Origin of the sequence: Nonlabens tegetincola, from assembly GCF_002117085.1 — a bacterium.
GTDB classification, from domain to species: Bacteria; Bacteroidota; Bacteroidia; order Flavobacteriales; family Flavobacteriaceae; genus Nonlabens; species Nonlabens tegetincola.
Map to the genome: position 1 here is coordinate 1,692,922 of NZ_CP019342.1, position 26,073 is coordinate 1,718,994.

23 protein-coding genes are annotated in these 26,073 nt (G+C 35.6%); 12 read left to right on the forward strand and 11 right to left on the reverse strand.

Annotation, left to right across the window (positions count from 1 at the left end; genetic code table 11):
- Nucleotides 1-3: 3 nt before the first annotated feature.
- Nucleotides 4-180, forward strand: a complete 177-nt coding sequence (locus BST91_RS13090) for a hypothetical protein (RefSeq protein ID WP_157539265.1) — start codon at nucleotides 4-6, stop codon at nucleotides 178-180.
- A 146-nt stretch (nucleotides 181-326) separates the two neighbouring features.
- Here the strand turns inward: BST91_RS13090 and BST91_RS08085 are convergent, their stop codons facing one another.
- From BST91_RS08085 to guaB, 6 genes are all read right to left on the reverse strand, one after another.
- Complete coding sequence (locus tag BST91_RS08085; RefSeq protein WP_082586952.1) at nucleotides 327-479, reverse strand: DUF4295 domain-containing protein; 153 nt, start codon at nucleotides 477-479, stop codon at nucleotides 327-329.
- A 7-nt stretch (nucleotides 480-486) separates the two neighbouring features.
- Nucleotides 487-669, reverse strand: coding sequence for a 50S ribosomal protein L33 (rpmG, locus tag BST91_RS08090; protein WP_042277742.1), 183 nt, complete (start codon nucleotides 667-669; stop codon nucleotides 487-489).
- 19 nt (nucleotides 670-688) lie between these two features.
- Nucleotides 689-928, reverse strand: coding sequence for a 50S ribosomal protein L28 (rpmB, locus tag BST91_RS08095; RefSeq protein WP_042277739.1), 240 nt, complete (start codon nucleotides 926-928; stop codon nucleotides 689-691).
- Nucleotides 929-992: 64 nt separating this feature from the next.
- Nucleotides 993-2,243, reverse strand: coding sequence for a CinA family nicotinamide mononucleotide deamidase-related protein (locus BST91_RS08100; RefSeq protein ID WP_085775085.1), 1,251 nt, complete (start codon nucleotides 2,241-2,243; stop codon nucleotides 993-995).
- Nucleotide 2,244: 1 nt separating this feature from the next.
- On the reverse strand, nucleotides 2,245-2,859 hold the full coding sequence (locus tag BST91_RS08105) for a fumarylacetoacetate hydrolase family protein (RefSeq protein WP_085775086.1): 615 nt from the start codon (nucleotides 2,857-2,859) through the stop codon (nucleotides 2,245-2,247).
- A gap of 1 nt (nucleotide 2,860) precedes the next feature.
- Nucleotides 2,861-4,336: an IMP dehydrogenase gene (guaB, locus tag BST91_RS08110; RefSeq protein WP_085775087.1), complete on the reverse strand. Its 1,476-nt coding sequence runs from the start codon at nucleotides 4,334-4,336 to the stop codon at nucleotides 2,861-2,863.
- Between the two features lie 388 nt (nucleotides 4,337-4,724).
- On the opposite strand from guaB, the gene BST91_RS08115 reads away from it, so the two are divergent.
- The 4 genes from BST91_RS08115 to BST91_RS08130 all read left to right on the forward strand — a co-directional run bounded on the left by BST91_RS08115 (nucleotide 4,725) and on the right by BST91_RS08130 (nucleotide 10,968).
- Nucleotides 4,725-5,927, forward strand: a complete 1,203-nt coding sequence (locus BST91_RS08115) for a DUF4856 domain-containing protein (protein ID WP_317043025.1) — start codon at nucleotides 4,725-4,727, stop codon at nucleotides 5,925-5,927.
- Nucleotides 5,928-5,999: 72 nt separating this feature from the next.
- Nucleotides 6,000-7,112 (forward strand): imelysin family protein, encoded by a 1,113-nt coding sequence (locus BST91_RS08120; protein ID WP_042277731.1) that lies wholly within the window; start codon nucleotides 6,000-6,002, stop codon nucleotides 7,110-7,112.
- 78 nt (nucleotides 7,113-7,190) lie between these two features.
- On the forward strand, nucleotides 7,191-8,564 hold the full coding sequence (locus BST91_RS08125; RefSeq protein ID WP_085775088.1) for an HTTM domain-containing protein: 1,374 nt from the start codon (nucleotides 7,191-7,193) through the stop codon (nucleotides 8,562-8,564).
- On the forward strand, nucleotides 8,542-10,968 hold the full coding sequence (locus tag BST91_RS08130) for a TonB-dependent receptor domain-containing protein (RefSeq protein ID WP_317043026.1): 2,427 nt from the start codon (nucleotides 8,542-8,544) through the stop codon (nucleotides 10,966-10,968). The genes BST91_RS08125 and BST91_RS08130 overlap by 23 nt, the downstream gene beginning before the upstream one ends.
- On the opposite strand, the gene BST91_RS08135 is transcribed toward BST91_RS08130, so the two are convergent.
- Complete coding sequence (locus BST91_RS08135; protein ID WP_085775090.1) at nucleotides 10,965-11,759, reverse strand: class I SAM-dependent methyltransferase; 795 nt, start codon at nucleotides 11,757-11,759, stop codon at nucleotides 10,965-10,967. The genes BST91_RS08130 and BST91_RS08135 overlap by 4 nt on opposite strands.
- Before the next feature lie 227 nt (nucleotides 11,760-11,986).
- On the opposite strand from BST91_RS08135, the gene BST91_RS08140 reads away from it, so the two are divergent.
- The 7 genes from BST91_RS08140 to BST91_RS13150 all read left to right on the forward strand — a co-directional run bounded on the left by BST91_RS08140 (nucleotide 11,987) and on the right by BST91_RS13150 (nucleotide 21,404).
- The gene (locus BST91_RS08140) at nucleotides 11,987-16,885 is read left to right on the forward strand and encodes a S8 family serine peptidase (protein WP_157546929.1); all 4,899 of its coding nucleotides are present in this window, start codon (nucleotides 11,987-11,989) and stop codon (nucleotides 16,883-16,885) included.
- Nucleotides 16,886-17,024: 139 nt separating this feature from the next.
- Nucleotides 17,025-17,690 carry a flavin reductase family protein gene (locus BST91_RS08145; RefSeq protein WP_085775092.1) on the forward strand — a complete coding sequence of 222 codons (666 nt, stop codon included), beginning with the start codon at nucleotides 17,025-17,027 and terminating at the stop codon, nucleotides 17,688-17,690.
- A complete protein-coding gene (locus BST91_RS08150; RefSeq protein WP_082586950.1) occupies nucleotides 17,671-17,808 on the forward strand; it encodes a DUF2256 domain-containing protein in 138 nt (45 codons plus the stop codon). The genes BST91_RS08145 and BST91_RS08150 overlap by 20 nt, the downstream gene beginning before the upstream one ends.
- A gap of 22 nt (nucleotides 17,809-17,830) precedes the next feature.
- Complete coding sequence (locus tag BST91_RS08155) at nucleotides 17,831-19,156, forward strand: DASH family cryptochrome (protein ID WP_085775093.1); 1,326 nt, start codon at nucleotides 17,831-17,833, stop codon at nucleotides 19,154-19,156.
- A gap of 247 nt (nucleotides 19,157-19,403) precedes the next feature.
- Nucleotides 19,404-20,948 carry a cryptochrome/photolyase family protein gene (locus tag BST91_RS08160; protein ID WP_085775094.1) on the forward strand — a complete coding sequence of 515 codons (1,545 nt, stop codon included), beginning with the start codon at nucleotides 19,404-19,406 and terminating at the stop codon, nucleotides 20,946-20,948.
- A gap of 112 nt (nucleotides 20,949-21,060) precedes the next feature.
- Nucleotides 21,061-21,228: a lmo0937 family membrane protein gene (locus BST91_RS13095; RefSeq protein WP_152557373.1), complete on the forward strand. Its 168-nt coding sequence runs from the start codon at nucleotides 21,061-21,063 to the stop codon at nucleotides 21,226-21,228.
- 35 nt (nucleotides 21,229-21,263) lie between these two features.
- Complete coding sequence (locus BST91_RS13150; RefSeq protein WP_167342367.1) at nucleotides 21,264-21,404, forward strand: hypothetical protein; 141 nt, start codon at nucleotides 21,264-21,266, stop codon at nucleotides 21,402-21,404.
- A gap of 69 nt (nucleotides 21,405-21,473) precedes the next feature.
- Here the strand turns inward: BST91_RS13150 and BST91_RS08165 are convergent, their stop codons facing one another.
- The 4 genes from BST91_RS08165 to BST91_RS08180 all read right to left on the reverse strand — a co-directional run bounded on the left by BST91_RS08165 (nucleotide 21,474) and on the right by BST91_RS08180 (nucleotide 25,924).
- Complete coding sequence (locus BST91_RS08165; RefSeq protein WP_244895593.1) at nucleotides 21,474-22,040, reverse strand: type 1 periplasmic binding fold superfamily protein; 567 nt, start codon at nucleotides 22,038-22,040, stop codon at nucleotides 21,474-21,476.
- 10 nt (nucleotides 22,041-22,050) lie between these two features.
- Nucleotides 22,051-24,519 carry a TonB-dependent receptor gene (locus tag BST91_RS08170; protein WP_085775095.1) on the reverse strand — a complete coding sequence of 823 codons (2,469 nt, stop codon included), beginning with the start codon at nucleotides 24,517-24,519 and terminating at the stop codon, nucleotides 22,051-22,053.
- A gap of 36 nt (nucleotides 24,520-24,555) precedes the next feature.
- The gene (locus BST91_RS08175) at nucleotides 24,556-24,846 is read right to left on the reverse strand and encodes a hypothetical protein (protein WP_085775096.1); all 291 of its coding nucleotides are present in this window, start codon (nucleotides 24,844-24,846) and stop codon (nucleotides 24,556-24,558) included.
- 79 nt (nucleotides 24,847-24,925) lie between these two features.
- Nucleotides 24,926-25,924 (reverse strand): NHL repeat-containing protein, encoded by a 999-nt coding sequence (locus BST91_RS08180; RefSeq protein ID WP_085775703.1) that lies wholly within the window; start codon nucleotides 25,922-25,924, stop codon nucleotides 24,926-24,928.
- Between the last annotated feature and the right edge of the window lie 149 nt (nucleotides 25,925-26,073).

Below are 26,073 nucleotides of genomic sequence, written 5' to 3' on the forward strand. Positions count from 1 at the left end.
AAAATGGAAGATTTTTTCTCAAATACAAAAGACTGGATCTACATAATAGCTGTAGTAGTTGCTTTCTTCATTTTTTTAGGCTGGAATCGCAAACAGCAAGCAAATAGAAATTCTAGAAAAAGAAGGGATTTTAAAAAATCCTTTAATGAAAAGAAGAAAGATCGAGACTCGTTAAACTAACGTGGATACTATTCTTGGACAAGAAAGATTATTCAATTTACCTAGTAAGCTTGACAATAAATACAGCAATCTATATTTAATAAAAGGAAACATAAAAAGCCCGTATAATTAGCATTATACGGGCTTCATCATCTTAACTAACCAACTTATTTCTTATTCAAGAAATCGTTTACTTGTTCTGGTGCCATGATAGCACTTACAAAAGTATAGGCACCTGTCTTAGGCGATTTAACCATTTTGATCGCCTTAGTTAATCTTTTTGACCCAGTTTGAAGAGTCGCTACTGATTTCTTTGCCATGTCTTACTTATTTAATTTCTTTATGAACAGTCATGCGCTTTAAGATCGGGTTGAACTTTTTAAGCTCTAAACGATCTGGCGTATTCTTTTTATTCTTTGTAGTGATGTAACGAGAAGTTCCAGGTTGCCCAGTAGCCTTGTGCTCAGTACACTCTAGAATTACTTGTATTCTATTACCTTTCTTTGCCATCTTATCTAATCTTTATGAATTACTTAGTTAAGATTCCCGCAGCACGAGCTTCTTTCACTACTTGAGTAATTCCTTTTTTATTGATATTCTTAATTGCCTTAGCAGAAACTTTTAAAGTAATCCACTTATCTTCCTCTGGTAGATAAAATTTCTTCTTGAAAAGATTAACGTTAAACTTGCGCTTAGTCTTATTCATAGCGTGAGAAACATTGTTTCCTACCATCGCCTTCTTACCAGTAAGTTCACAAACTCGTGACATGATTATCTGTGTTTAAAATCGGACTGCAAAATAACGAATATTTATTCAATCCCACAAGTATAATTTACAAGCTTTTTAATATTTCCTGCTGTAACATCTCAAAAGCTTTATTTACAGACTTTTGCACAACTCGTTCTCTATGATTTCCCATAAAAAATTCCATTGCATAGGTATTAGTTGGTGTAGCGATTCCTATAAACACTGTTCCTACTTGCGCATCACTATCTCCTTTGGATGGACCAGCATTTCCGGTAGTAGCAATTGCATAATCACTTTTGAAAATCTTCTGAGCTGCAGCTGCCATAGCTTGTGCAACAGGAGCACTTACAACAGAATGTTTTTCTATAATAGATGCATCTACACCTAACACATCAACCTTGGACTGAGTAGCGTATGTTACAGTACTACCTTTGAATATTTGGCTCGCTCCAGGAATTTCAGTCAATAGATTAGCAATTTTACCACCGGTACAACTTTCGGCAGTGGACAATGATTTTCTTGACTTTTTAAATAATTCGGTTACTTGAACCGCCAGTGAATTATCATTCCCTTCACCTACTACAATATCTCCTATAAGCTCGTATAATCGCTCTACCTGTGAATCAACTCGTTGTTTAACTTCTTCTTCTTGCGCTCCTATACATGACAATCTTAACCTTACAGTACCTAGCGATGGTAAATAAGCTAGTTTAATATCTATAGGTAAAGCATTTTCCCAATCTGCAATTTTAGTAGCAATAGTGCTCTCTCCTACTCCAGCAGTAATTATAGTACGATGGTAAATAAATGGTAGGTTACCTATTTTTTTAATTTCAGGTAACACATGCTCACTCATCAAGTGTTTCATTTCAAAAGGAACTCCAGGCATTGAAATAAATATAGTATTATTCCTTTCTAACCACATTCCAGGAGCGGTCCCGTAACTATTTTTAAGCAATTTTGCTTTTGATGGTACTAGTGCTTGATTCTCGTTTAAAGCCTCCATCGGCTTTTTGACATAATGCTCAAACAAATACTTGACATGCTCCAGCACTTCTTCATTTTTGACTAGAGTGTCATCAAAATACTCAGCCAGTGTAAGCTTGGTCACGTCATCTTTAGTAGGACCCAATCCACCTGTAATGAGTACGATATCTGATTGTGATTCCGCTTTCGCGAAAGCGGATATCATAGAATCCTTATCGTCACTAGTAGTTATTATCTCATTGACTTGAACTCCAATTTTATTAAGTTCTTGTGCCATCCAAGCAGAATTAGTATCTACTATCTGACCTATTAAGATTTCATCTCCAACTGTGATGAGCGTTGCCAGCATATTATTTTACTTTAATGCGGAACATTTCATGACCTGCTAATGTTCCTGTAAGTACATCGTTCTCTTGAACTCTAGAAACTCCTGCTGGAGTTCCAGTAAAAATCAAATCGCCTATTTTAAGAGTGAAAAACTGAGATACATAAGCTATGAGCTCATCTATTTTCCATAGCATGTGAGATGTATCTCCATCCTGCTGCAGTTGCTCATTTTTATATAACTGAAATTTTAGATTATCGAGATCTCCTAGATTTTCCTTGTTTATAAAATCGCGTGATACCACAGCAGCTCCATCAAATGCTTTAGCCTTTTCCCATGGTAATCCCTTTTTCTTGCAATTCGATTGTACGTCACGAGCTGTAAAATCAATTCCTAGTCCCACTTCGTCGTAATATTTATGAGCAAATTGAGGTTCTATATACTTACCTATTCGATTGATTTTTACAACAACCTCTACCTCATGGTGTACGTCGTTTGTCCATTCTGGTATAAAGAAAGGTTGTTTGTGTAATAAGATTGAAGTATCTGGTTTAAGAAACACTACAGGCTCTGCAGGCTTTTCATTTTCCAGCTCGGCGATGTGTTCCGTATAATTTCTCCCTATGCAAATAATTTTCATATTACTTACGACTATAATTAGGAGCTTCTTTAGTAATTGTCACATCATGAGGATGACTTTCGTGAACACCGGCGGCAGTTATTTTAACGAACTTCCCACTTGATTTAAGAGCATGGATATCTCCTGCACCACAATAACCCATTCCAGCTCGCAAGCCTCCTATAAATTGCGTCATGCTTTCAACTAGATCTCCTTTAAAAGGAACTCTTCCTACGATTCCTTCAGGAACTAGTTTTTTAATATCATCCTCTACATCTTGGAAATATCGGTCTTTGGAACCGTGTTGCATAGCTTCAACCGATCCCATTCCACGATAAGATTTAAATTTACGTCCGTCGTAAATAATGGTTTCACCAGGAGACTCTGTCGTTCCTGCTAGTAATGAACCTAGCATTACACAGTCTGCTCCTGCTGCGATAGCTTTTGGAATATCTCCTGTATAGCGTATTCCACCATCGGCTATAACTGGAACTCCTGTTCCTTTTAATGCATGAGCTACTTCCATTACCGCACTAAGTTGAGGAAAACCTACACCTGCCACCACTCGAGTGGTACATATAGAACCTGGCCCTATACCAACTTTGACTGCATCGGCACCAGCATCAGCAAGATATTTAGCAGCCTCACCAGTAGCTACATTACCTACAACCACATCTAGATCAGGAAATTGCTTTTTTACAGTTTTTAAAACTTCAACTACACCTTTTGTATGCCCATGTGCTGTATCAATTACAACAGCGTCAACTCCTGCTTTTACTAATGCAGCAGCTCTATCTACAGCATCATGTGTAACACCTATTGCAGCTGCCACTCTTAACCTACCGTACTCATCCTTATTTGCATTAGGTTTTAACGTAAGTTTTGTGATATCTCTAAAAGTAATAAGACCGATCAATTTATTTTCATCGTCAACTACTAGCAGCTTTTCAATTTTATGTTCTTGTAGAATTTCCTCAGCATCTTCAAGGCTTGTACCTTGTTTTGCAGTAATTAAGTTTTCTGAAGTCATTACCTCAGTTACAGGTTTTTCGTTATCCTTTTCAAACCTTAGATCTCTATTAGTAACGATTCCTTTTATAAATCCTTGTTCATCAACAATAGGAATACCACCAATTGAATGCTCACGCATACTTGCTTTAGCATCGCCTATTGTTGCTTCAATAGTTAATGTAACAGGATCGATAATCATTCCGCTTTCCGCACGTTTCACACGACGTACTTTTTGAGCTTGCGCTTCTATAGTCATGTTTTTATGCAATACTCCGATTCCTCCTTCTTGCGCCATTGCAATAGCCATGCGGCTTTCAGTAACTGTATCCATAGCAGCACTTACAACTGGAGTATTGAGCGATATGTTACGTGTAAATTGGGTTTTAATACTTACCTCTCTAGGTAAAACCTCACTGTATGCCGGAACAAGAAGAACATCGTCATAAGTAAGTCCTTCTCCTAAAAATTTTGAATCGTGGGAAATCATGCAATTAGAATTAATTGCATGCAAATATAGTTAATTAATTTGTGCTTTAGATATGTAAAGAAGGACCTTTTAGTTGTTTGATATTGTAGAAGATAATTAGCTTTTATAAGCTAATATATTAGACAACAAATCTTGACAGTTACTGGTATTTTGGAAAAATTGATCGTCCACAAGTATCAAAATAGATAAAAATTTGACGGGCATGAGCTTTAGAAATTATAGATACTTATGCAATAAACACCTGTATTAGAGGAAAAAATTGAAATTAAAACACTATTTATCAGTAACTTAAAAATTAAACCTAAAAAAACTAAATTATCTTTATTTATTCTAAATAAGGGTAATATTTTTGCATGGAATTATTTTAATTAAGTCTAAATTATATTAAATGAAATTTATTCCTAAACTTCTTCTTGCTGCTGCAACAGCTACGATGATAATAAGCTGTGATAATGATGATGATACAATCACAAGTGTAAACGCTCCTAGTAATTATTCGTTTGAAAGAAATGGACAAACTAGTGTTTCATATTCTGGTCAAACTGATAGAATACTTATGGCCGAGGAAGTTCTAGATGGATTGAAAGACCCTTCTACTTCTTTAAATACATTACAGGCTCAATTTGACCATACTCAAGGGCAAAACAACTTTTCTGATCCTGCTTTAAATTCCAGTACAAAAAGTGTGCGTTCCAAAGTAGCCGCTAGTTCTGACTATTTCTCTTCTAACTCTGTAGATCAATCTAACATAAGAGCTGATTTTGATGGTTGGATTTCAAGCCAGGTAAACGAATTATACGATAACGGCGCATGGGTAAGCACAACAGCTAGACCTGGTGTGGCCGGACAATTACAGGAAGCTGGTGGTGGAACCGTAAGATACTTTAATGAAGATGGTCTAGAATATGATCAAGCAGTAGCTAAAGGTTTAATAGGTGCTTTGATGACCGATCAAATGCTTAATAATTATCTATCAACATCTGTATTAGATGCGGGAACAAATCGCGAAGACAATACTAACGGTGTATTGGTAACTGATAAGAACTACACCAATATGGAGCATAAGTGGGATGAAGCGTTTGGATACTTATATGGTGTTGACAATGCGTTAAACCCAGTTCTAGATGTTGATTCATTTTTAAATAAGTATTTGGAAAGAACAGAAGGAGATGCAGACTTTACTGGTATCGCTCAAGATATCTATGACGCATTCAAATTAGGTAGAGCTGCCATCGTAGCTGGTGATTATGATCTTAGAGATCAACAAGCCAATATTATTAGAGAAAAAGTTTCTACAGTGATTGCTAGAATGGCTGTTTTCTATCTAATTGATGGTAAAGAAACTCGAGGTGCAAATCCAGCTGCTGGACTACACGATCTATCAGAAGGATTTGGTTTTATCTACAGCCTACAATTTACTAGACAACCTAATAGTGAAATACCATATTTCTCTAAAACAGAAGTGGATGCATTTATTAACACACTGCTAGACGGTAATGGTTTTTGGGATCTAACAGATGCTGAGATTGACGCTATGGCAGCTGATATTGCTTCAAGATTTGACTTTACTATTGAAGAAGCACACAATTAATTAGATTATTAGTAATAACTCATCTATCCAACCGACGTAGAACTAAAATTTATAAAGTACCATTATAACAATATGAAAAAAATTGGAATTTTATTCATTACAATGATTGCTTTAATATCATGCGATTCAAGTGATGATTCTAGTGATAACGGTAATCAAAATAACTTTGACAGGTCTGGAATGATGACGAATATTGCTGATAATTTAATCATTCCTGCATTCACAGATTTAAACAATGATTTAGCCATACTGGAAAATGAAATAGCAAGCTTTAGCACTTCACCAGATCTTGCTGGTTTAAATGCGACTAGAACAGCATGGTTAAATGCCTATACAACCTGGCAATATGTTGAGATGTATAACATTGGAAAAGCTGAAGAGGTTCAACTAGCTTTTAAAATGAATGTTTATCCAACGAATGTAACAGATATTCAAAACAACATTTTAGATGGAAATGCCGATTTGAATGCTGTAAATAATAATGATGCTGTTGGTTTTCCTGCTGTTGAATATATGATATACGGAACAGGAAATGATGATCAGGAGATTATAGACTTTTATACTACTGATAGTAATGCTAGCCTTAACAAGCAATATTTAATTGACCTGTCGGCGGCAATGAAATCTCTTACTCAGGAGGTTCTTGATGATTGGAATAACGGTTTTAGAGATTCATTTGTGAATAGTACAGAAAATACAGCTACTAGCGCATTGAATAGACTTGTTAATGATTTCATTTTTTATTATGAAAAAGGATTAAGAGCAAACAAAATAGGGATTCCAGCAGGAATATTTTCTAGCAGTTCTTTACCAGATCGTGTAGAAGGGTTATACAGTGAAGTATATAGTAAACAACTAGCGACAACAGCTTTAAACGCTGTTAGACAGTTTTTTATAGGACAACACTATAACAGCTCAACTACAGGATTAAGCCTTTCAGATTATGTTACGGCTAGTGAAACCGATGCCAACAATTCTTTGTCTACAGAGATAAGTAATCAGTTCGAGACTGCACAAAATCAATTAAGTACTCTTGACGCTAATCTTTCATCTCAAGTGAACACCAATAATACTGCAATGTTGCAAACTTATGATGAATTGCAAAGAGCTGTAGTATTACTAAAAGTTGACATGTTACAGTTATTAAATATTAATGTTGATTATGTTGATGCCGATGGTGATTAACAAAATGTAAAACTACCAAGTGATAAAAGCTGATTTTCTTTCAACAAGTTAGGAAATCAGCTTTTACTTTTGCAGCCCATGAAAGAACAGATTAAATCCTATTTATTACAACCTACAAATTCAGCGCCACTGGCTGTTTTTAGGATAGGATTTGGTATAATGATGTTTTTGAGTATTATCCGATTTTGGAGTAATGGCTGGATTGAAAAACTATATCTAGAACCTAAATTTCATTTTTCCTATTACGGGTTTGAATGGGTAAAACCAATGGGTAATTTTACTTACCTCATTTTCTTCATTTGTGGTTTAAGCGCTCTCATTGTAGCGCTAGGCTGGAAATACAAATGGGCGATCGTCACGTTCTTCCTGAGTTTTACTTACATAGAACTTATGGACAAAACTACTTATCTCAATCATTATTATTTTATTAGTGTAGTCAGTTTTGTACTTATTTTTTTGCCTGCTGGTAGACGATTTAGTATTGATAATTACGCTTTCGCGAAAGCGAATAAAAAACCATCACCACACTCCATTCCTCGATGGACTATATTGAGCTTAAAAGTATTGATATCGATAGTGTATTTTTATGCTGGTCTGGCCAAAATTAATTCTGATTGGTTACTGCGAGCAATGCCATTAAAAATCTGGCTAAAATCTAAATATGATCTTGCGTTTATTGGCGAAAACTTAATGCAACAGGATTGGTTCTATTACGCCATGAGCTGGTCTGGTATGTTATACGATTTAACCATTCCATTCCTTCTATTATATAAAAGAACAAGGTGGTTTGCTTATATATTGGTTATCATTTTCCATGTATTCACACGAGTTTTATTTCCAATCGGTATGTTCCCTTATGTAATGATTGTGAGTGCTCTCATCTTTTTTGACGCATCATTCCACGAGCAAGTACTAGCTTTAATCAAGAACATAATACCTGAAAAAATAAAAGCCTGGATCAAACCTAAACCGATATCTTATAAACCATCACGAGTAAACTTGATCGTTGTGAGCACAGTTATAGCTATACAACTGCTACTACCATTTAGACATTTACTATATCCCGGAGAGTTATTCTGGCATGAACAAGGTTTTAGATTCTCATGGCGTGTGATGTTAATTGAAAAGGTAGGTTACACCTCTTTTAAGGTCGTAGACAAAAAATCGGGAGAAAGTTTTATGGTGGACAACACTGATTTTTTGAGTTCGTTCCAAATTAAACAAATGAGTTTTCAACCTGATTTTATCTTGGAATACGCTCATTTTTTAGAGGATCATTTTACTAAACAGGGCCATTCTAATATTGCTATCTATGTAGATAGTTATGTAGCCCTTAATGGTAGGAGAAGCACTAGGTTTATTGATCCAGAAATAGACTTGACCAAGGAAAAAGAATCATTTAAAAACAAAAACTGGATAATTCCATTTAATGATGAGATTAAAGGCTTATAGTTATATCATAGCGTTGTTGTTACCTCTTGCAGTTATATCACAAACAACTGTAACTGGTATTATCACTTCTGTTGATACTGGTAAACCTGTTGCAGGTGTTACCATCTATGAAAAAACAGGAAAAACTCTTGCTACTACAAATATTAAGGGTGAGTATAATTTCACAACTGAGCAACAAGTTCTTGAAGTGGTTTTGTATGCATTTGAATATGAAAGTGTTGAGACAACGATCAACCTCAATCAAAAAAGCACATTCAATTTTACCTTATCTCCGTTAGGATCTACACTAACTGAGGTTGAAATCAATGCACGAAAAGCGAAAATTTTTGAGCTTCAGCGTCTTAAAGATGTTGAAGGAACTTCTATATATGCCGGTAAAAAAAATGAGGTGGTTTTAGTTAATCAATCAACCGCTAATCTGGCATCCAACAACGCTAGACAAATATATGCTCAAGTAACTGGATTAAATATTTATCAAAATGATGATGCAGGATTACAATTAAACATTGGTGGTCGTGGATTAGACCCTAATAGAACATCAAATTTTAACACCAGGCAAAATGGTTATGATATAAGTGCTGATGTTCTAGGATACCCAGAAAGTTATTACGCACCACCGGCTGAAGGTCTAGAGCAAATTCAAATTATAAGAGGTGCCGCGTCCTTACAATACGGTACTCAGTTTGGCGGATTGGTTAATTTCAAAATGAAATCTGCTCCAAAGAATAAAAAACTTGAACTAGTTACCAGAAACACAATAGGTAACAACGGCTTGTACACCAATTTCACAAGTGCCGGTGGTACTTTGAATAAGCTTAGTTATTACACCTATTTTAATTATAAAGAAGGTGATGGTTTTAGACCAAATTCCGGTTTTAATTCTCGTAATCTATTTACAAAATTAGGTTATGACTTTAATGATAAAACTAGCGTTACTGGTGAAGTAACCCTATTGAATTATATTGCCCAACAAGCAGGTGGACTTACCGATGCCATGTTTGAAGAAAATCCGTATCAAAGTAATCGAAGTAGAAACTGGTTTGAAGTAGATTGGTTACTTTGGAATTTGAGAATAGATCATAAATTTTCAAATAGTACGAGGTTGAGTGCTAGCCTTTTCGGATTGGATGCCAGTAGAGATGCGTTAGGTTATCGCTCTAATAGAGTGAGCTCCATTGATCCTGGTGAGGAAAGAGATTTGATAAAAAACGATTTTAAAAATTATGGGATAGAACTAAAGTTTTTGACTGAATACAAATTGGCTGGAAAAAAGTCTATCCTTCTATTAGGTTCAAAATATTACAATGCAGACAATAGTTCGCAACAAGGTCCTGGAAGTGAAGGCAGTGATCCAAATTTTGAATTTCAGACAGACCGCTTTCCTAATTACCCTAATCAAAATGCCTACAGTAACCCTAATTTAAACCTGTCTTTATTTGGTGAAAACATCTTCTACATTAATGATAAATGGTCTGTAACTCCAGGTTTTAGATTAGAATACATTAAAACAGAAAGTGATGGATTTTTTGAAAGAATCAATACCGATGCTGCAGGAAATGTAATATTGAGAGAACGGGTAAGTGAAGACTTAACTAACGAACGTAGCTTCTTATTAGTAGGAATAGGTTCCAGTTACAAGCTTAATAAGAATATCGAGTTTTATGGAAATTTCTCACAAAATTACCGATCTGTCACCTTTGCCGATATAAATACTGTCAACCCAGCATTTACAATTAATCCCAATATTTCTGACGAAAAAGGATTTACTGGTGATCTAGGAGTAAGAGGAAATTACAAGAATGTTTTTTCATACGATGCCAATATTTTCACCCTTTTCTACAACGACAGGATCGGATTTGTTCAACGTGCTCAAAATGATGGTAGTGTAAAAACAGAAAGAGGAAATGTAGGTAATGCCATCATATATGGTATAGAATCATTAGTTGATTTTAATCTAAACGAACTCTTCATTAAGAACAATTCTTATGTAGCAAATCTATTCTTCAATACATCGCTTATTCAGTCGGAATATGTATCTAGCGATGTTAATGGAATTGAAGGCAATGAATTGGAGTTTGTTCCTAGTTTAAACTTTAAAACCGGATTAAAATTTGGCTACAAAAACTTTACCTCTAGTATTCAGTTTACGCATTTATCACAACAATTTACCGATGCATCAAATGCTCAAGAAGGAAATCTTAGCGGTGTTATAGGCGCTATCCCTAGTTACCAAGTAATGGATGTATCAGCTAGTTATAAGTTAGGGCGTTTCAAGCTAGAAACAGGAATAAATAATCTATTTGATCAGGCGTATTTTACAAGGAGAGCAACAGGATATCCAGGACCAGGAATTATACCTAGTCCCAATCGCAATTACTACGCAACACTGGAGATTAAATTTTAATTTGGTTTGACAGCTTTAATCTCAAATATTAAAGGATAAAGTTGTTCGTTTAAATAAAATAGTTCATCATTACCTTTATACATATTGGGAAAGACTTCATAAGGACTTCCATCATGTTCATTAAAATAATCAATAGTCAACCCTGCATTTATAAGCGCTTGTATAACCTCACTTAATGAATGATTCCAGCCGTACTCTTTAGAAATCATATCAGATTTTGAAGAGCCATAGGTTCCTTTATATTCCTCGTAAATTACCTCTTGTTGACTATAATGATATTTCATGATTGCAGGTTTTGTGGTGTAGTCAAACATCCACGCAATGGGATGAAATTCTACGATATAAAAAACACCACCTTTATTAAGCCGCTGTGCGATCATTTGCGCCCAAGGCTTTAAATCTGGCAACCAGCCTATCACACCATAACTAGTAAACACAATATCAAATGTGTCATTCACATAGGAACTCGTGTCTAGAACGTTACATCTTATAAAATTAGCTGGTAAGTTCAAATTTGCACTTAAATTTTTAGCAATTTCAATAGCCTCGTCCGATATATCTATGCCAGTCACATTTGCTCCTAGATGAACCCAGCTCAGTGAATCTTGACCAAAATGACATTGTAAATGAAGCATCGATTTCCCTGTTACATCACCTAGTGCTTTGATTTCATAAGAGTTCAATGAATTTTTCGCTTTCGCGAAAGCGTCCCTATCATAAAAATCTCCTTCATAATGTGCAATAGCCTTCTTATTCCAAGTGGCTCTATTCACATCAAAATATTCTTTCATATTGATAATATCAGACCTCTAAACTACAATATTTCAAGGTTTTAACTGATGTTAAAAAATCGTTAAACTACACGGTTTAATTACAATTTATCCAATTTAATAACCATTCAATAAATTGAAAATCAACATATTAAAACGAAAAGAGAATATTTTAACGCATTTCGTCCTAAATTTAATTGCGTTTATCGTGTTTCTTGGATATTATTGAATGTCAACTAATAATCCCTATGAAACAAACAATTACTCTATCTATACTGCTCATATTTAGTTTGATGAGCTTCCTTAGTTTTTCCCAAACTCTTAAACAAAAAGAGGTTATAGTTAGAAATTCGAATCAGCAAGCACTAGAACAACTCAAAAAACAAGCTGTTGCTGAAAACGAAAAGCAAAGCGAAGCCGTACAAAACTTCACAAACCAAAATAACCTGAAAGTAAAAACCCAAACTGAAGATGGTAGGTTATTCGAGATACAAAGAATCATTAACGGAGTTCCTGTTTATTATACCACTTATAACACCGATGCTGCACGCAGTACAAGAACCAATTTTCTACATGCCAATGGTGGTCTTAACCTCGATCTGGATGGTCAAAATTTAGTAGCACACGTTTGGGATGGTGGTGTGGCAAGGACAACACACGTAGAATACGATGGACCTGGTGGATCAAATCGTTTCTCTGTAGGAGACGCTACGACCTCATTAGACTTTCATGCAGCACATGTTACAGGAACCATAATCGCCTATGGAGCTCAAGCAGATGCAAAAGGAATGGCACCTAGTGCTAGCGCAGTAGGCTACGATTGGAACAATGACTATGTTGAAGCATTAACAGCATCACAACAAGGAATGCTTATATCAAACCATTCCTATGGATATGCAGCTAGAGATCAAAATGGAAACGCACAGTTACCAGATTATCTTTTTGGAGGATATATAGATGTTTCTAGGGATTGGGACGATTTACTTTACAATACACCATACTACTTGATGGTGACAGCAGCCGGTAATGACGGTAATGATAACACAGCAAATAACGCTCCTCTTGATAACAATGGCCAATATGATAAATTAACAGGATTCAAAACTTCAAAAAATAATTTGGTTGTAGCAAATGCTCGAGACGCAATTGTGAATCCCGATGGTAGTTTATCTAGTGTTTCCATAAACACTAGCTCTAGTGAAGGACCTACAGATGATTTACGCATCAAACCAGACATTACAGGAAATGGTACAGGTGTTTACTCTACTTTTGAATCAAGCGACAATGACTACGATAGTATAAGTGGTACATCCATGGCATCACCTAATGTTGCTGGTTCTCTTTTATTACTTCAAGAACACTATAACGATGTAAATAATGCATTCATGCGTGCCGCTACTTTAAAAGGATTGGCATTACACACCGCAGATGACGCAGGCACTAGTGGACCAGATGCAGTATTCGGTTGGGGATTATTAAATGCTAAAAAAGCTGCAGAAGTTATTACTGCAAACGGCGACACATCTATAATTTCAGAGCTTTCATTAAGTTCAGGTCAATCGTATCAAATAGTTGTAAATTCTAACAACTTTGACACGCTACAAGCATCAATATCTTGGACTGATTTACCTGGTACTGCAACAACTAATGTTAACGATAATAGTCCAAAACTGATTAACGATCTTGACATAAGAATTACTCAAAACAACGATACATTCACTCCATGGAGATTAACAGGAGTAACCACAAATGGTAAAGGCGATAATGACAGAGATCCATATGAGCGTATTGATGTTGATAATCCTTCTGGCAGTTACACCATTACAGTAACGCACAAAGGCTCTCTTGCCACAGGTAGCCAGAATTTCTCATTAATTGTCACTGGACTTGCAAGTAACGCACCTTGCGTAGCAACTACTCCTACTAATGTAACCGCAGTAAACGCTACTCATTCAAGTGCTTTTATAAATTGGGATGCTATTCCTGGTGCTGGCTATGAGGTAAGCTTTCGCGAAAGCGGAACATCAACATGGAATACCGCAAGTACAAATAGAGCAGAATATTTACTTACCGGATTGACATCATCTACCACTTACGAATTAAGAGTAAGAAGTGTATGTAGTAGTTCACAAAGCTCTTACAGTTCTGTCATCACTTTTTCTACAACTGTTGTGACGTACTGTGAATCCTATGGTACAGATCAATCAGATGAGTTTATAAGTCGCGTTCAATTTAGTTCTATCGATAATTCTACAACTGCTGAAACTGGTGGTTACGGCGATTATACTAATTTAATAGCTAATGTTGATCCTGGTTCTAGTTATCCAATTACTATTACTCCTACTTGGAACGGAGCTGCCTACACAGAAGGATATTCTGTCTTCATAGATTTCAACCAAGATGGAGATTTTGATGACCAAGATGAAACTGTGTATACGGAAAGAAACACCACAGGCACTCCTGCTTCAGGGTCCATTACAATTCCTTCAAACGCATTATCTGGTACTACAAGAATGCGCGTTATCATGCAATATGATACCATTTCTACTTCTTGTGAAACCTTTACGTATGGTGAAGTTGAAGATTACACCATTGCGGTTTCAACGCCAGGCTGTAGTAATATTTCTAATCTTCAAACCGATGCTATTACATCTGATTCAGTTACCATAAGCTGGTTAGAGAATAATAGTCCTGCAGGTAACCAATGGGAAGTAGTAATCGTGAATTCTGGAGCCGCTGTACCTGCAGTAGGTACTGCCAATGTATTTTCTATTCCACATACTCTTTCTAACCTTAGTCAAAACACTTCTTATGACATCTATGTAAGAGCAAATTGTGCAAGTAGTTTTCAAGTTTTAAACGTAACTACCAGTGCCGATTGGTGTGGAGCAAGTCTTGCTGATTCAGGAGGAACTGGTGCGGAATACGGTGATAATGAAAATCAAGTATATACAATCTGTCCAAACACACCAGGAGAAAAGGTGGTTATCAACTTTTCTGAATTTAACATTGAAAATAATGGATCTGGATGTTATGATGGTTTAACAATTTATGACGGAGATTCTACTTCAGGAACTATAATCGCACCGCCTAATGGAGGAAACGCGTGGTGTTGGGATCGTAATGACTCTCCTGCAAACGGTTCTGGAGACCTATTGCACACTTCAATTGCCGCAACAACAACCAGCGGTTGTATAACCTTGGTGTTCACATCTGATGGATCGGTAACAAGAGATGGATTTACCTTATCAACCTCTTGCGAATCCGTAGTTTATCTTTGGGATGGAACATCCTGGACAAATGATCCATCGTCCTCAATAAGCAGCAGTAATAATCTTTATATCAATGATGGTAATACTGCTATACTTAATGACGTAGCAGAATTTAATAATCTTTATATGGATGATGAGTCCACACTCATGGTCAATAATAACACAGTAAGCATTAAAGGAAATGCAGATGTAAATGGTGAAATTATTGGTGAGTATTCTATAGAACTCGATGCAAATGCCCAGCAATTTATAACTGGTAATGGATCTATTGACCATTTAAAAGCAAATAATACTGGTGGTGTAGAATTGTTAGGAACTTTAGACATACAAAAATCATTGGAAGTTCTTAATGGAAACTTGAATACCAATAATAATCTAGTATTTAAGAGCAATGCACAACATACCGCGGTATTTAATACACTAGGTACAGGAGCTTCAATAACAGGTGAAGTTACAGTAGAACAGTTTATTCCAGCTGGTAATAGAGCGTTCCGATTTATAGGTCCTACTGTAAGTGGTTCGACCGTTTTTGACGGGTGGCAAGAAAGCGGTTCGGCTCTATCAGGTTTTGGTACTCATATAACCGGAACAGCTGGAACGATAGGAACGGTTAACTCAACTACTGGATTAGATGAAACGTCAAGTGGTAACCCTAGTTTATTCAAATGGATAAGTAATTCTCAGACTTGGGATGCTGTTTCAAATACTAAAACAGAACAATTTGTTCCAGGAACCTTTTATCGCATAATGATTAGAGGTGATAGAAATACAGATTTGTCCAACAATACTGCTGCAGTAACAGCAACTACCTTAAGAGCTAGAGGAAATTTACATACAGGCTCTTTTACTAGTAGCCCAACATTAAACACGGGAGAGTTTTTCTCAATGGCAAATCCTTACCAAGCAAAACTCGATTTAAGTACTGTGACTAAATCTGGTGTAGGAAATGACATGTATTACTGGGATCCAACAATTGGACCTAGAGGAACTTACTCTACTATTGACATGACTTCAGGAGTAGGAACTGTAGGAAATACTACCCAAGTACTAGAGCCTGGACAAGCGGTATTTATGACTGCTACTACAACAAATCCAAATGTAATGATCGAAGAAACTAACAAAATAATAGGTTCCTCAAACGCAGGTGTCTTTAGATCTAATTTAAATTCTGAATTTGTATTTGTAAAGCTTTATCAAACTTCGAGATTACAAGCCAATCAATCAGAAAGTGATGGTTTATATATTGAATTTAACGATCAATACGATAATAATATAAATCTTGACGATGCCGTAAAAGTAAATGGATTAAATGCCAACATAAGCATTGACAAAGGTTCCCAAAAACTAAGTATTGAAAGACGTGTTCTACCTACATTGGATGAAGTTATTCCTTTACACATATCAAACTATTTAGTTACTGATTATACTTTTGAAATATCAGTTGATGACTTAAATGGAAATCAAGTTTACTTAAGAGATACTTATACTTCTCAACTTCATCCATTAAACATGAACAATAGTACATTAATTAATTTTCAAATTTCACCATCAGATAATGCTAGTGTAGACAGCAATAGATTTGAGTTAGTTTTTCAAAATTCAACATTGACACAGGGCGACATTACGAATAGCAACGCACTATCAATATACCCTAATCCATTAAGTTCAGGAATATTAAATGTAGAATTAAACTCTGTAGAGTTTGAAAATGCACAACTTAGTATTTATGACGTGTCAGGAAAATTAGTTAAATCTGAAAAAATTGACTCTAACAAAACTCGTGTGCAAGGTTTAGATTCAATAGCAAAAGGTGTTTACTTAATTAAAGTACAGACCTCTAGTCACAATTATTCTGCCCAGTTCATAAAAAATTAGAATATCAATTTCTCATATTAAAACCGAACTAGTTGAACTAGTTCGGTTTTTTATATACCAACTTTGCATTTAAACTTTAAGTTTTTATAAAGTACCCTAAGCAATATTTGTTTTACTTTTGATTACAATCGTTAAACAAATGAAACACATTTCATCGGAAGATATAGCTGAAATGGATCGGTTTTATCGAGGAAACTTGATAACAGGTCTTACCGGATTCAAGCCTGCTCATTTGATTGGCACTCGATCAAAAGAAGGAATTGATAACCTAGCAATATTTAGCAACGTAACCCATTTAGGAAGCAATCCTGCTCTCTTTTGCTTCATACTTAGACCTTTGGGATATGGAGCTGGTCACACTTATGAAAACTTAAAAGCAACGGGTTACTTAACATTAAATCACGTTAATCCATCACTTATAAAGAAAGCTCATAGCACAAGCGCTAAATTCCCTGTTGACATTTCAGAGTTTAAAGAATTAGACATAGAAAAAATAGAACGAACTGGTTTTAAGGCTCCTTTCGTTGCAAATTCAAACATACAAGTTGCTGCTAGTTATGTGAATGATATTCTTATTGATGAAAATCAATGTCGACTAGTTATATGTAAAATCACTGACGTTTTTCTGAAGGAAGATTACATCCTTGAAGATGGATTTTTGAATCTTGAAGAAGCAGAAAGTACTATAATTAATGGTCTTGACGCCTATGGCAAAGCTTCTCTCACTCATCGGTATACTTACGCTCAAATTGAAACTGATGTAAAACCAATCACCTATAATAAAAATGAAACAAAAAGCTCGTAATCCACATGGTTTGCCTACTAAAGTTTGTCCTTCTTGTGAACGAGAATTTACATGGCGTAAGAAGTGGGAAAAGAACTGGGACAACGTAGTGTATTGTAGTAAGAAATGTAGAAAGTAGAAATAAGTAAAACAAAACAAGAATGAATTTAATCTGGTATAGAAACGATTTACGTATTCAGGATAATGTAAGTCTGAAAGCAGCTTGTGATAATAAAGGTGATGTAATAGCTGTATACTTTTTTGATCCACGGTATTATCAAGAAAGTGATTTTGGAATGAACTTACCCTTTAAAGTACCTTTCGGAAAAACAGGAAAATACAGAGCACAATTTATTCGTGAAGCGTTAAAAGACTTACGTAAAGGATTAGAAGAGCATGGAATTCCCTTATTACTATTTCACGACAAACCAGAAAATATCATTCCGCAATTAGTAGAAGAGTATGAAATAACTGATATCTATCTACAAAAAGAATGGACACGTGACGAAGTAGAGCAAGAAGAAGCTCTAGGTAAAGCACTTTCGACCTTGGACCGTAAACCAAAAGGTCATCGCGTTTATGATCAATTTTTATTTCACCCAGAAGATGTTCCTTTTGACAACTGGCAACAAATTCCCAAGGTATTTACAGAATTCCGTAAGAAGTGTGAGAAACAAAGTGAAGTGCGTAATACAGTAGATATTGAAGATTACAAACAAGAAATGCCCAAAGTAACCTTCACTCCTATTCCATCCCTTGCTGATTTGGGACTTGAAGAGTTTAAAAAACACCCTAACAGTGCTTTTCCTTTTGAAGGTGGTGAGATTGCAGCATGGGATCGTTTAGACCACTATTTCTGGGATACTGAAAAATTGAAATACTATAAGAAAACAAGAAACGGATTATTAGGAACTGATTATAGTAGTAAATTCAGTCCATGGCTAGCCTTAGGATGCATAAGTGCCAGACAGATATATTGGGAAGTTAAACGGTTTGAAAAAGAAGTAAAGAAAAACCAAGATACTTACTGGTTAGTTTTTGAATTGATTTGGCGTGATTTCTTTAAGTATGTTTCATTAAAACATGAACATAATATTTTCAATCTAGGTGGAATATTACACAGAGATTATGAATGGAAAGCAAGCGAGCGAGAATTAGAAAAATGGATCAATGGTGAAACGCATGAAGACTTCGTAAACGCTAACATGAAAGAACTAGCAGCTACAGGTTTTATGAGCAATCGTGGTAGACAAAATGTAGCCAGCTACTGGAGCATGCATCGTGAACAAGACTGGCGACTAGGTGCTGCCTACTTTGAGCACATTTTAATTGACTATGACGTGCATTCAAATTATGGAAACTGGATGTATAATAGTGGTGTAGGTAATGATCCTAGAAATAGAACTTTTAATATTAAGCTACAAGCCAATCGTTATGACAATGAACATAAGTATCGCAAAAAATGGTTGCAGGAAAAGTTATTTTAATTGGAAATGTTGAATTCATTAACAACAACGCTTCTTCTTAGCATATTTTGGAAGAAACCACGCAGTTAAAAATCCTTGACCTATAGTATAAACAATTAACAAGGTTGTTAATCCGACTTTAGTAAAAAAGCTGAGATAAGCCAGTAATAATAACCAAATAGCCGTTACAAACAAAACAAAATAGTTAGACCTTTTCATAATTAAATCTTTGATAAATAGGTATTCAAATCTTTAAAAACGTTACATCATGCCCAAAAAAACATTACGTCTTATTCTAGGAGATCAACTTAACTACAAGCATTCATGGTATAACGGAGATCAAGATCACATTATCTATCATATGGCAGAAATGCGCCAAGAAACAGATTATGTAAAGCATCACATTCAAAAAGTTGTAGGATTTTTTCAGGCGATGCGCGAGTTCTCATCGTGGTTAGAGGACCGTGGAATGCAAGTAGAATATTTTCGCTTTCGCGAAAGCAAGAACAAGCACAACCTTGTAGACAACCTCAACCATATTATTGATAAACACAGCATTGAAAAATTTGAGTACCTAGCTCCTGACGAATACCGATTGGATCAACAATTGCGAGACTTTTGTAAGTCCTTAGATATAGAATGGGAAGGATATGATACTGAGCATTTTTTCACCAAAAGAAAGGATGTAGAAAAGTTTTTTGAAGGAAAAAAACGCATGACTATGGAATATTTCTATCGTGACATGCGCAAGAAACACGATATCATGATTGTAGGTGACAAGGAACCAGAAGGCGGAAAATGGAACTACGATAAAAGCAATCGAAACAAATGGGATGGTGATACTGAAATTCCGAAGGAAAAAGGATTTCGTAAGGATGTAAGTGATATTGTAGAAATGCTAAAAGAGGAAGATGTTTCGACTTTTGGACGTATTGATAGTAGTAATTTTAACTGGCCTACTTCACGAGCTGATGCACTTAAAGTACTCAATTATTTTTGTGATGAGTTACTCGTTCATTTTGGTGATTATCAAGATGCCATGCACACCAATCAGGAATATTTATACCACAGTAGATTAAGCTTTGCCCTAAATTCTAAGATGCTTCATCCTAAAGAGGTTATAGAAAAAGTAGTTGATAAATGGAGAGAAGACAAACGCAAGATTGACATCTCACAAGTTGAAGGATTTGTGCGACAAATTCTGGGCTGGCGTGAGTTCATGCGTGGAATATATTGGAAGGAAATGCCAAGTTACGCTAGATCAAACAAACTTGACAACCAGAACGATCTACCAGACTTTTACTGGACTGGTGAAACTGATATGAATTGTCTTAAACACAGCATTAATAACTCACTAGACAATGCCTATGCACATCACATACAGCGATTGATGATAACTGGTAATTATGCACTGCTTACACAAACTCATCCCAACCAAGTTTGTGATTGGTATTTAGGAGTTTACATTGATGCTATTGAATGGGTTGAAATAACCAATACTAGAGGAATGTCTCAATGGGCTGATGGCGGGATTGTAGCGACTAAACCATATGTTTCTAGCGGTAGTTATATCAATAAAATGAGTAACTATTGTAAAGGCTGTAAATACAAAGTAAGTAAAAAAAATGCTGAAGAGGATGCTTGCCCTTTTAATTCGCTATACTGGAATTTTCTAGATGACAAACAAGAGTTTTTCAAAAACAACCAGCGCATGAACATGATGCTGGGAACTCTAAATAAAATGGATAAAGAAAAATTAGAACGACATAAACAACGAGCTCAGGATGTGATGAAAAACCCATCTCAATATTAAATTTGACTTTCTATTGATTTAACATAAATTAATCGTAATTATTAATTTATTTAGAAATCAACATCAAAATCATAAGTACTTTTAGATTAATCAAAAACAAAAACTATATATTATGAGAAGTATTTTATGGTTAGTAGCCGTCATTTGTGTTATCGTTTGGGCATTGGGTATGTTTGGAATTGTACCAGGCATGTCAACTGGCGGATTACTACACGTTCTATTAGTAATTGCAGTAATTGTAATTTTAATTAATATTATAAGCGGTAGAAGACCTTTATAATAGAATCATCAACACTAACTTTTAAAATCATTATTATGTTAAAGAAATTTTTAATTCTAGTAGCTGTTGCAACTTTTACGTTAAGTATTTCAAGTTGTAGAGAAAAATCAACAGGAGAAAAAGTAGAAGATGCAGTAGAAGATGTTGCAGACGATATTGAAGATACTGTAGATTAATTAAATAACACATATTAAAAAACCCTTGCTAAAACAGCAAGGGTTTTTTCATTCAATAAATCTAATAAACTACTGTACTGTAAGTGGGAATGTTACTTCAATATCACTTTCACCACCAGCTCCAGTTAGAGTACCGTCATTAGGCTTAGTAGGTTCGTGGCGCAATACGATAGTAAAGTTACCTGAACCAGCAGCACCAGTAGTAACTGTAGTATCCAATCCTAATGGATTTCCACCACCGTCTACATCATTTTTAGCAATTGCTACACCAGCAACATCAGTCACGTAGAATACTTCATGCTCATCTGCTTCGTCTCTTACTTCAATAGTAATATCCTCAACATCTGCCGGATCACTGGCATCTAAAAATCTTACCATACCTGAGTAGGTTGCATTTGCGGTAAGTGCACCATTTTGACGAACTACTGGAGCGATAGGACCTTCTTCCCCATCTTCATCAAACGCTTCAAGCACAACAATATCTGTCGCATCATTGTCATTTGTTAGAGTTAATTCAACCGTAGTTATTAATTCCTCTGGATTAATGATATCTGGGTTATCATCGTCGTTGTCACAACTTACAAATAGTACAGCTGTCATCATTAAAGCGGTTGTAGTTCTAAGAACTTTTTTCATAATTAAAAATTTAAAAATTATACAAAATTTGTGCGATGAAATTTCTACCTATTTCATCTGCGTAAAAACGTTGTCGATTGAGATAATCTCTGTACTTGGTAGAAAGTACATTGTTCACTTGAAGTCTAAAACTCAAGTTAGGTTTATTATTTTGTGATTTAATGGAATAAGCTAGACCTAGGTTCCATAAGTTGTAAGCATCTGGAGATTCTGATATTTCAACAGTTTCAGTAACTGCGTTCCCATTATCTGCTGCATAAGTGATTTCATAATCGTTGTCAGGAAATCTATTTTGTTTCCATACTTGCTGATTTGCAATTTCTACCTGCAAGCCTTCCGTAAAAACATCGGCAATTTCAATTTTAGTTAATAACTGAGCTGGTGGAATATCGATTAAGGGTTTATCGTTTTTCACATCCTCTCCATATACGTAAGAGAACTGTGCACCTAACGATATCCAGTTCTTAGTAAGGTTGATTGTTCTATTATATGGAGTTCGTTTTATCGTTTCTTTCCTTTTTATATGGTAACTAGCACTTATATCAACACCAGCAAGAACAGCATCTAATTGTTCATATTCATAGACTGCAAACGCACCTCGATTAGTAAGCTGTACTCCATTAGGAACTAATTGTATAAAGTCATTAATACGATTGTAATAAGGTGCAAGTTCTACATCCCAGTTATTATAGTTAGCATGAAAACTAGCACTGATCTTATTTGACACTTCTTTATTTAATTCTAAACGACCTATTTCAATAGTTGCTAGAGCGTGATGCAATCCTTCACTAAAAAGCTCTCCTGGGTTTGGAGCGCGCTGTGAGTGAGACACATTAAAGGTTATATCAAAGTGATCTTTAAATGAGTATTGAACACCACTTGAAAATGCGAATAAATCAAAATCCAATTCTGGTTCAGTATAAACCTGTATAGATTCTCTAAATCGTTCAAACTGTGCAAATCGCACATCATATCCCAAAGATTCCCAACGAGAGGTGATATAAAACTTTTTAGCGTCTATTGAATAATGATCGTATCTAGCACCGGCCTCAATCATTAGTCTATCTGTAAATTGATATTGAGTTCCTAGAAAACCACCTACCTTAATGGAATTATAATCTGGAATAAGGCGACGCACACCAGTTGTTGCATCTGGTGAATTGGTTTGTAAAACAGCATCCACTCCTAGTTCATGATTCCATTTATCGCTAGCGTCAATATTTAGATATCCTTGAAAATTGTGTGTTTTTAAATCAATATCTAGTGCAGCACGTTCAGAAAGTGCACCTCTACGTACATCAAATTCTTTTCTGTTATTAAGTTGATACTGGTAGTTGAACTCAAACTTTCCTAGATTTCTAAAGCGTTTAAAAGCGTTAAGAGCAACTTGGTGATGAATGACTTCTTGTTTTGGTACATCAATATCATAAGTAAACTCATTAATGATAGCAGGTTGACCAGAATTTATACTACGCACTAAGTCGGCTGTATTTCCAATGTGAGATGCTCTTAAAATACCTAATTCAGTATCGTAAAAATTATATTCAGCACTTAAACCGTATTCAAATTGCTTATACCCAACTGCAAGTCTAGTAGCAGCTGTTTGAGAACCCGTATTTGAAAGAATATAATCTGGCGCTTCAAAATCTCCCAGTCGCTTGAAAGTAATATTTGCTTGTTGATACCAGCCTGACTTTTTATATCGCTGTATACCAGCAGTTATAGCTCCGCCACGACCATTCGATTGACCGGTTAAGATTGCGTTACCCATAATAGTATCCTTACTAATTACACGAGCTGGGTCTATTATTATGGTTCCTCCTACCGCGTCACCACCAAAACGTAAGGCACTACTACCTTTAATAACTCTTATAGAAGATGCTGTGTTGGGATCAATATTTGGAGCATGTTCTGTTCCCCATTCTTGATCTTGTAACCTCACACCATTATTTACAATGGTAATTCTACTACCATACAATCCGTGCACTATAGGCTTTACGACACCTTGTCCTGTTTTAAGTGATGATACTCCAGGCACAGTTTCTAACGCATCTCCTAGGGTTGCACCGCTATACTTTTGAATTAATTCCTTATCAATACGAGTTGCATTTTGAGTAGTTGCATGATCATCATGAACATCGGCAACAACCTGTACCTCATCAAGTTCATTGATATGATGTTCGAGAGTGATATTTAAGATTTTATCTTGATTTACAATGACCTCAATTGATTTTTTATCACAATCAATATGAGTAACAATAAGATGATAAACGCCTGTACACAAGTCATTTACTTGATACTCACCAGCTGAGTTTGATGTATAAGTACGCTCTTGCTCCTCTACATATACTTGGGCTAGTTCTAGTGGTTTATTATTATGAAAATCGGTAATCTTACCTTTAAGGGTGTTCTTGCAATCTTGTGCTGTACACATTGCAACAGTAGCCATAAAAATGACTACTAATAAATATTTAAACATAGTAAGGGATTGTAATAACTAATTCAAAAAACGGAATTAGGCTAGTACTGGCGGCGGTCGCGTAAAGAGTATGTTTGATGTTGAGTTCGCTTTCGCGGAAGCGTAATAAACAACTACACCATCAACAGGGATATGATTTTGAATAGATGGAGTCCATGTCCCTAGATGTGGAAAATCATATTGAAGCTCCTGAAACTCGTGAGATATAACACATACCTCGCAATCCGTTTCATGATCATCATCATGTGACCAGCTATGCAAGTTCATCAACTGCATGCTAGTAAACAGGGCGATTAGTAATATGGATATGTATTGTTTATATCTCATGATCGCCAAATATAGAGCAAAAAAAATTGTTGCGCTCGAACAAGCGCAACAATTAATATTTCTTTATAGAATTGGAGAATTAGTCGTTCCCGTAGAAATCTAATGAGCTACAACCAGCAAGCATGTTGTTAATAGCTGGATTAGCATTTCCAGATTGTGCTACGTCAAATGCAAGTACACGTCCACCACCATTAGCAATCTCTGCAATAAAAATGGTATTTGATTCGGTATCGTAATCAACATCAATTGGATTACCTAAAAACGTATTTGAACCTGCAACTCTTGTTTGAGATGATAGTGCCAAAGTCCCACCATTTGCAACTCCTGCTATTTGAGAAAGCGCATTATCAATAACGTGATATGCACCATCTGTATCACTAGAAGCCAGACCTACATCGGTCATGATTAATAAGTCATCTTGTGCATCATAGGCAATACCGTGTGTTCTTACAATTCCTTCAATTGTAATTTGTTTGGTTGCAGCTAGTGAACCATCAGTTGTATTTGATAGGAAATTGGTAAAAATTGCTAGATCTGAGGTATTATCAACTACCGCATATAAGTCTGATCCTACAAACTCAACGCCCCATAAATCAAAAGCTATATCAAACGTATTACGCAATTGCAAACCGTTTGATGTTCGAGTATAAACGAATAATTGATTAGTACCGTTATCTGCTACTACTACATTGTCACCGTTTATAGCTAGTGCTCTAGGACTATTAAATGCAGCCGTCGCGGTAATACCTGTTGCTGCTGCAACAGCTCCTGATTCAATAGTAGCCTCTACATCTGTAAAAACGCTTAAGTTAAGAGCACTACGTGATGCAACAAATAACTCGTCTGTATCACCATCGTACTCAATACCTTCGTTAGAGGTACTTAATGTCGTAAGAGTTGTTGTTTCAACCTGATCATCATCAGAAAAATCATAGACTGTGATGTCTCCACTTGCTGTACTGGTTACATAGAGTTCTGCTCGGTCAAAACGTCCTTCTACAACATCATCATCGTCAGAACAGTTAAATAAGGTTAGTGTACTTAACAGCAAACCGCTGTATAAAAAATACTTTTTCATTGTAATTGTTTTTGAATTCATACATATTTACGAAGAATCTTACACCTCGGTTTTAATGAATTCATAAGAGAGTTTGTAAATGTTAAATAAAAACAGCTGATTTTACTCAAAATCAACCCTTTGAAACATAATTATTTAACGTTTTTAAT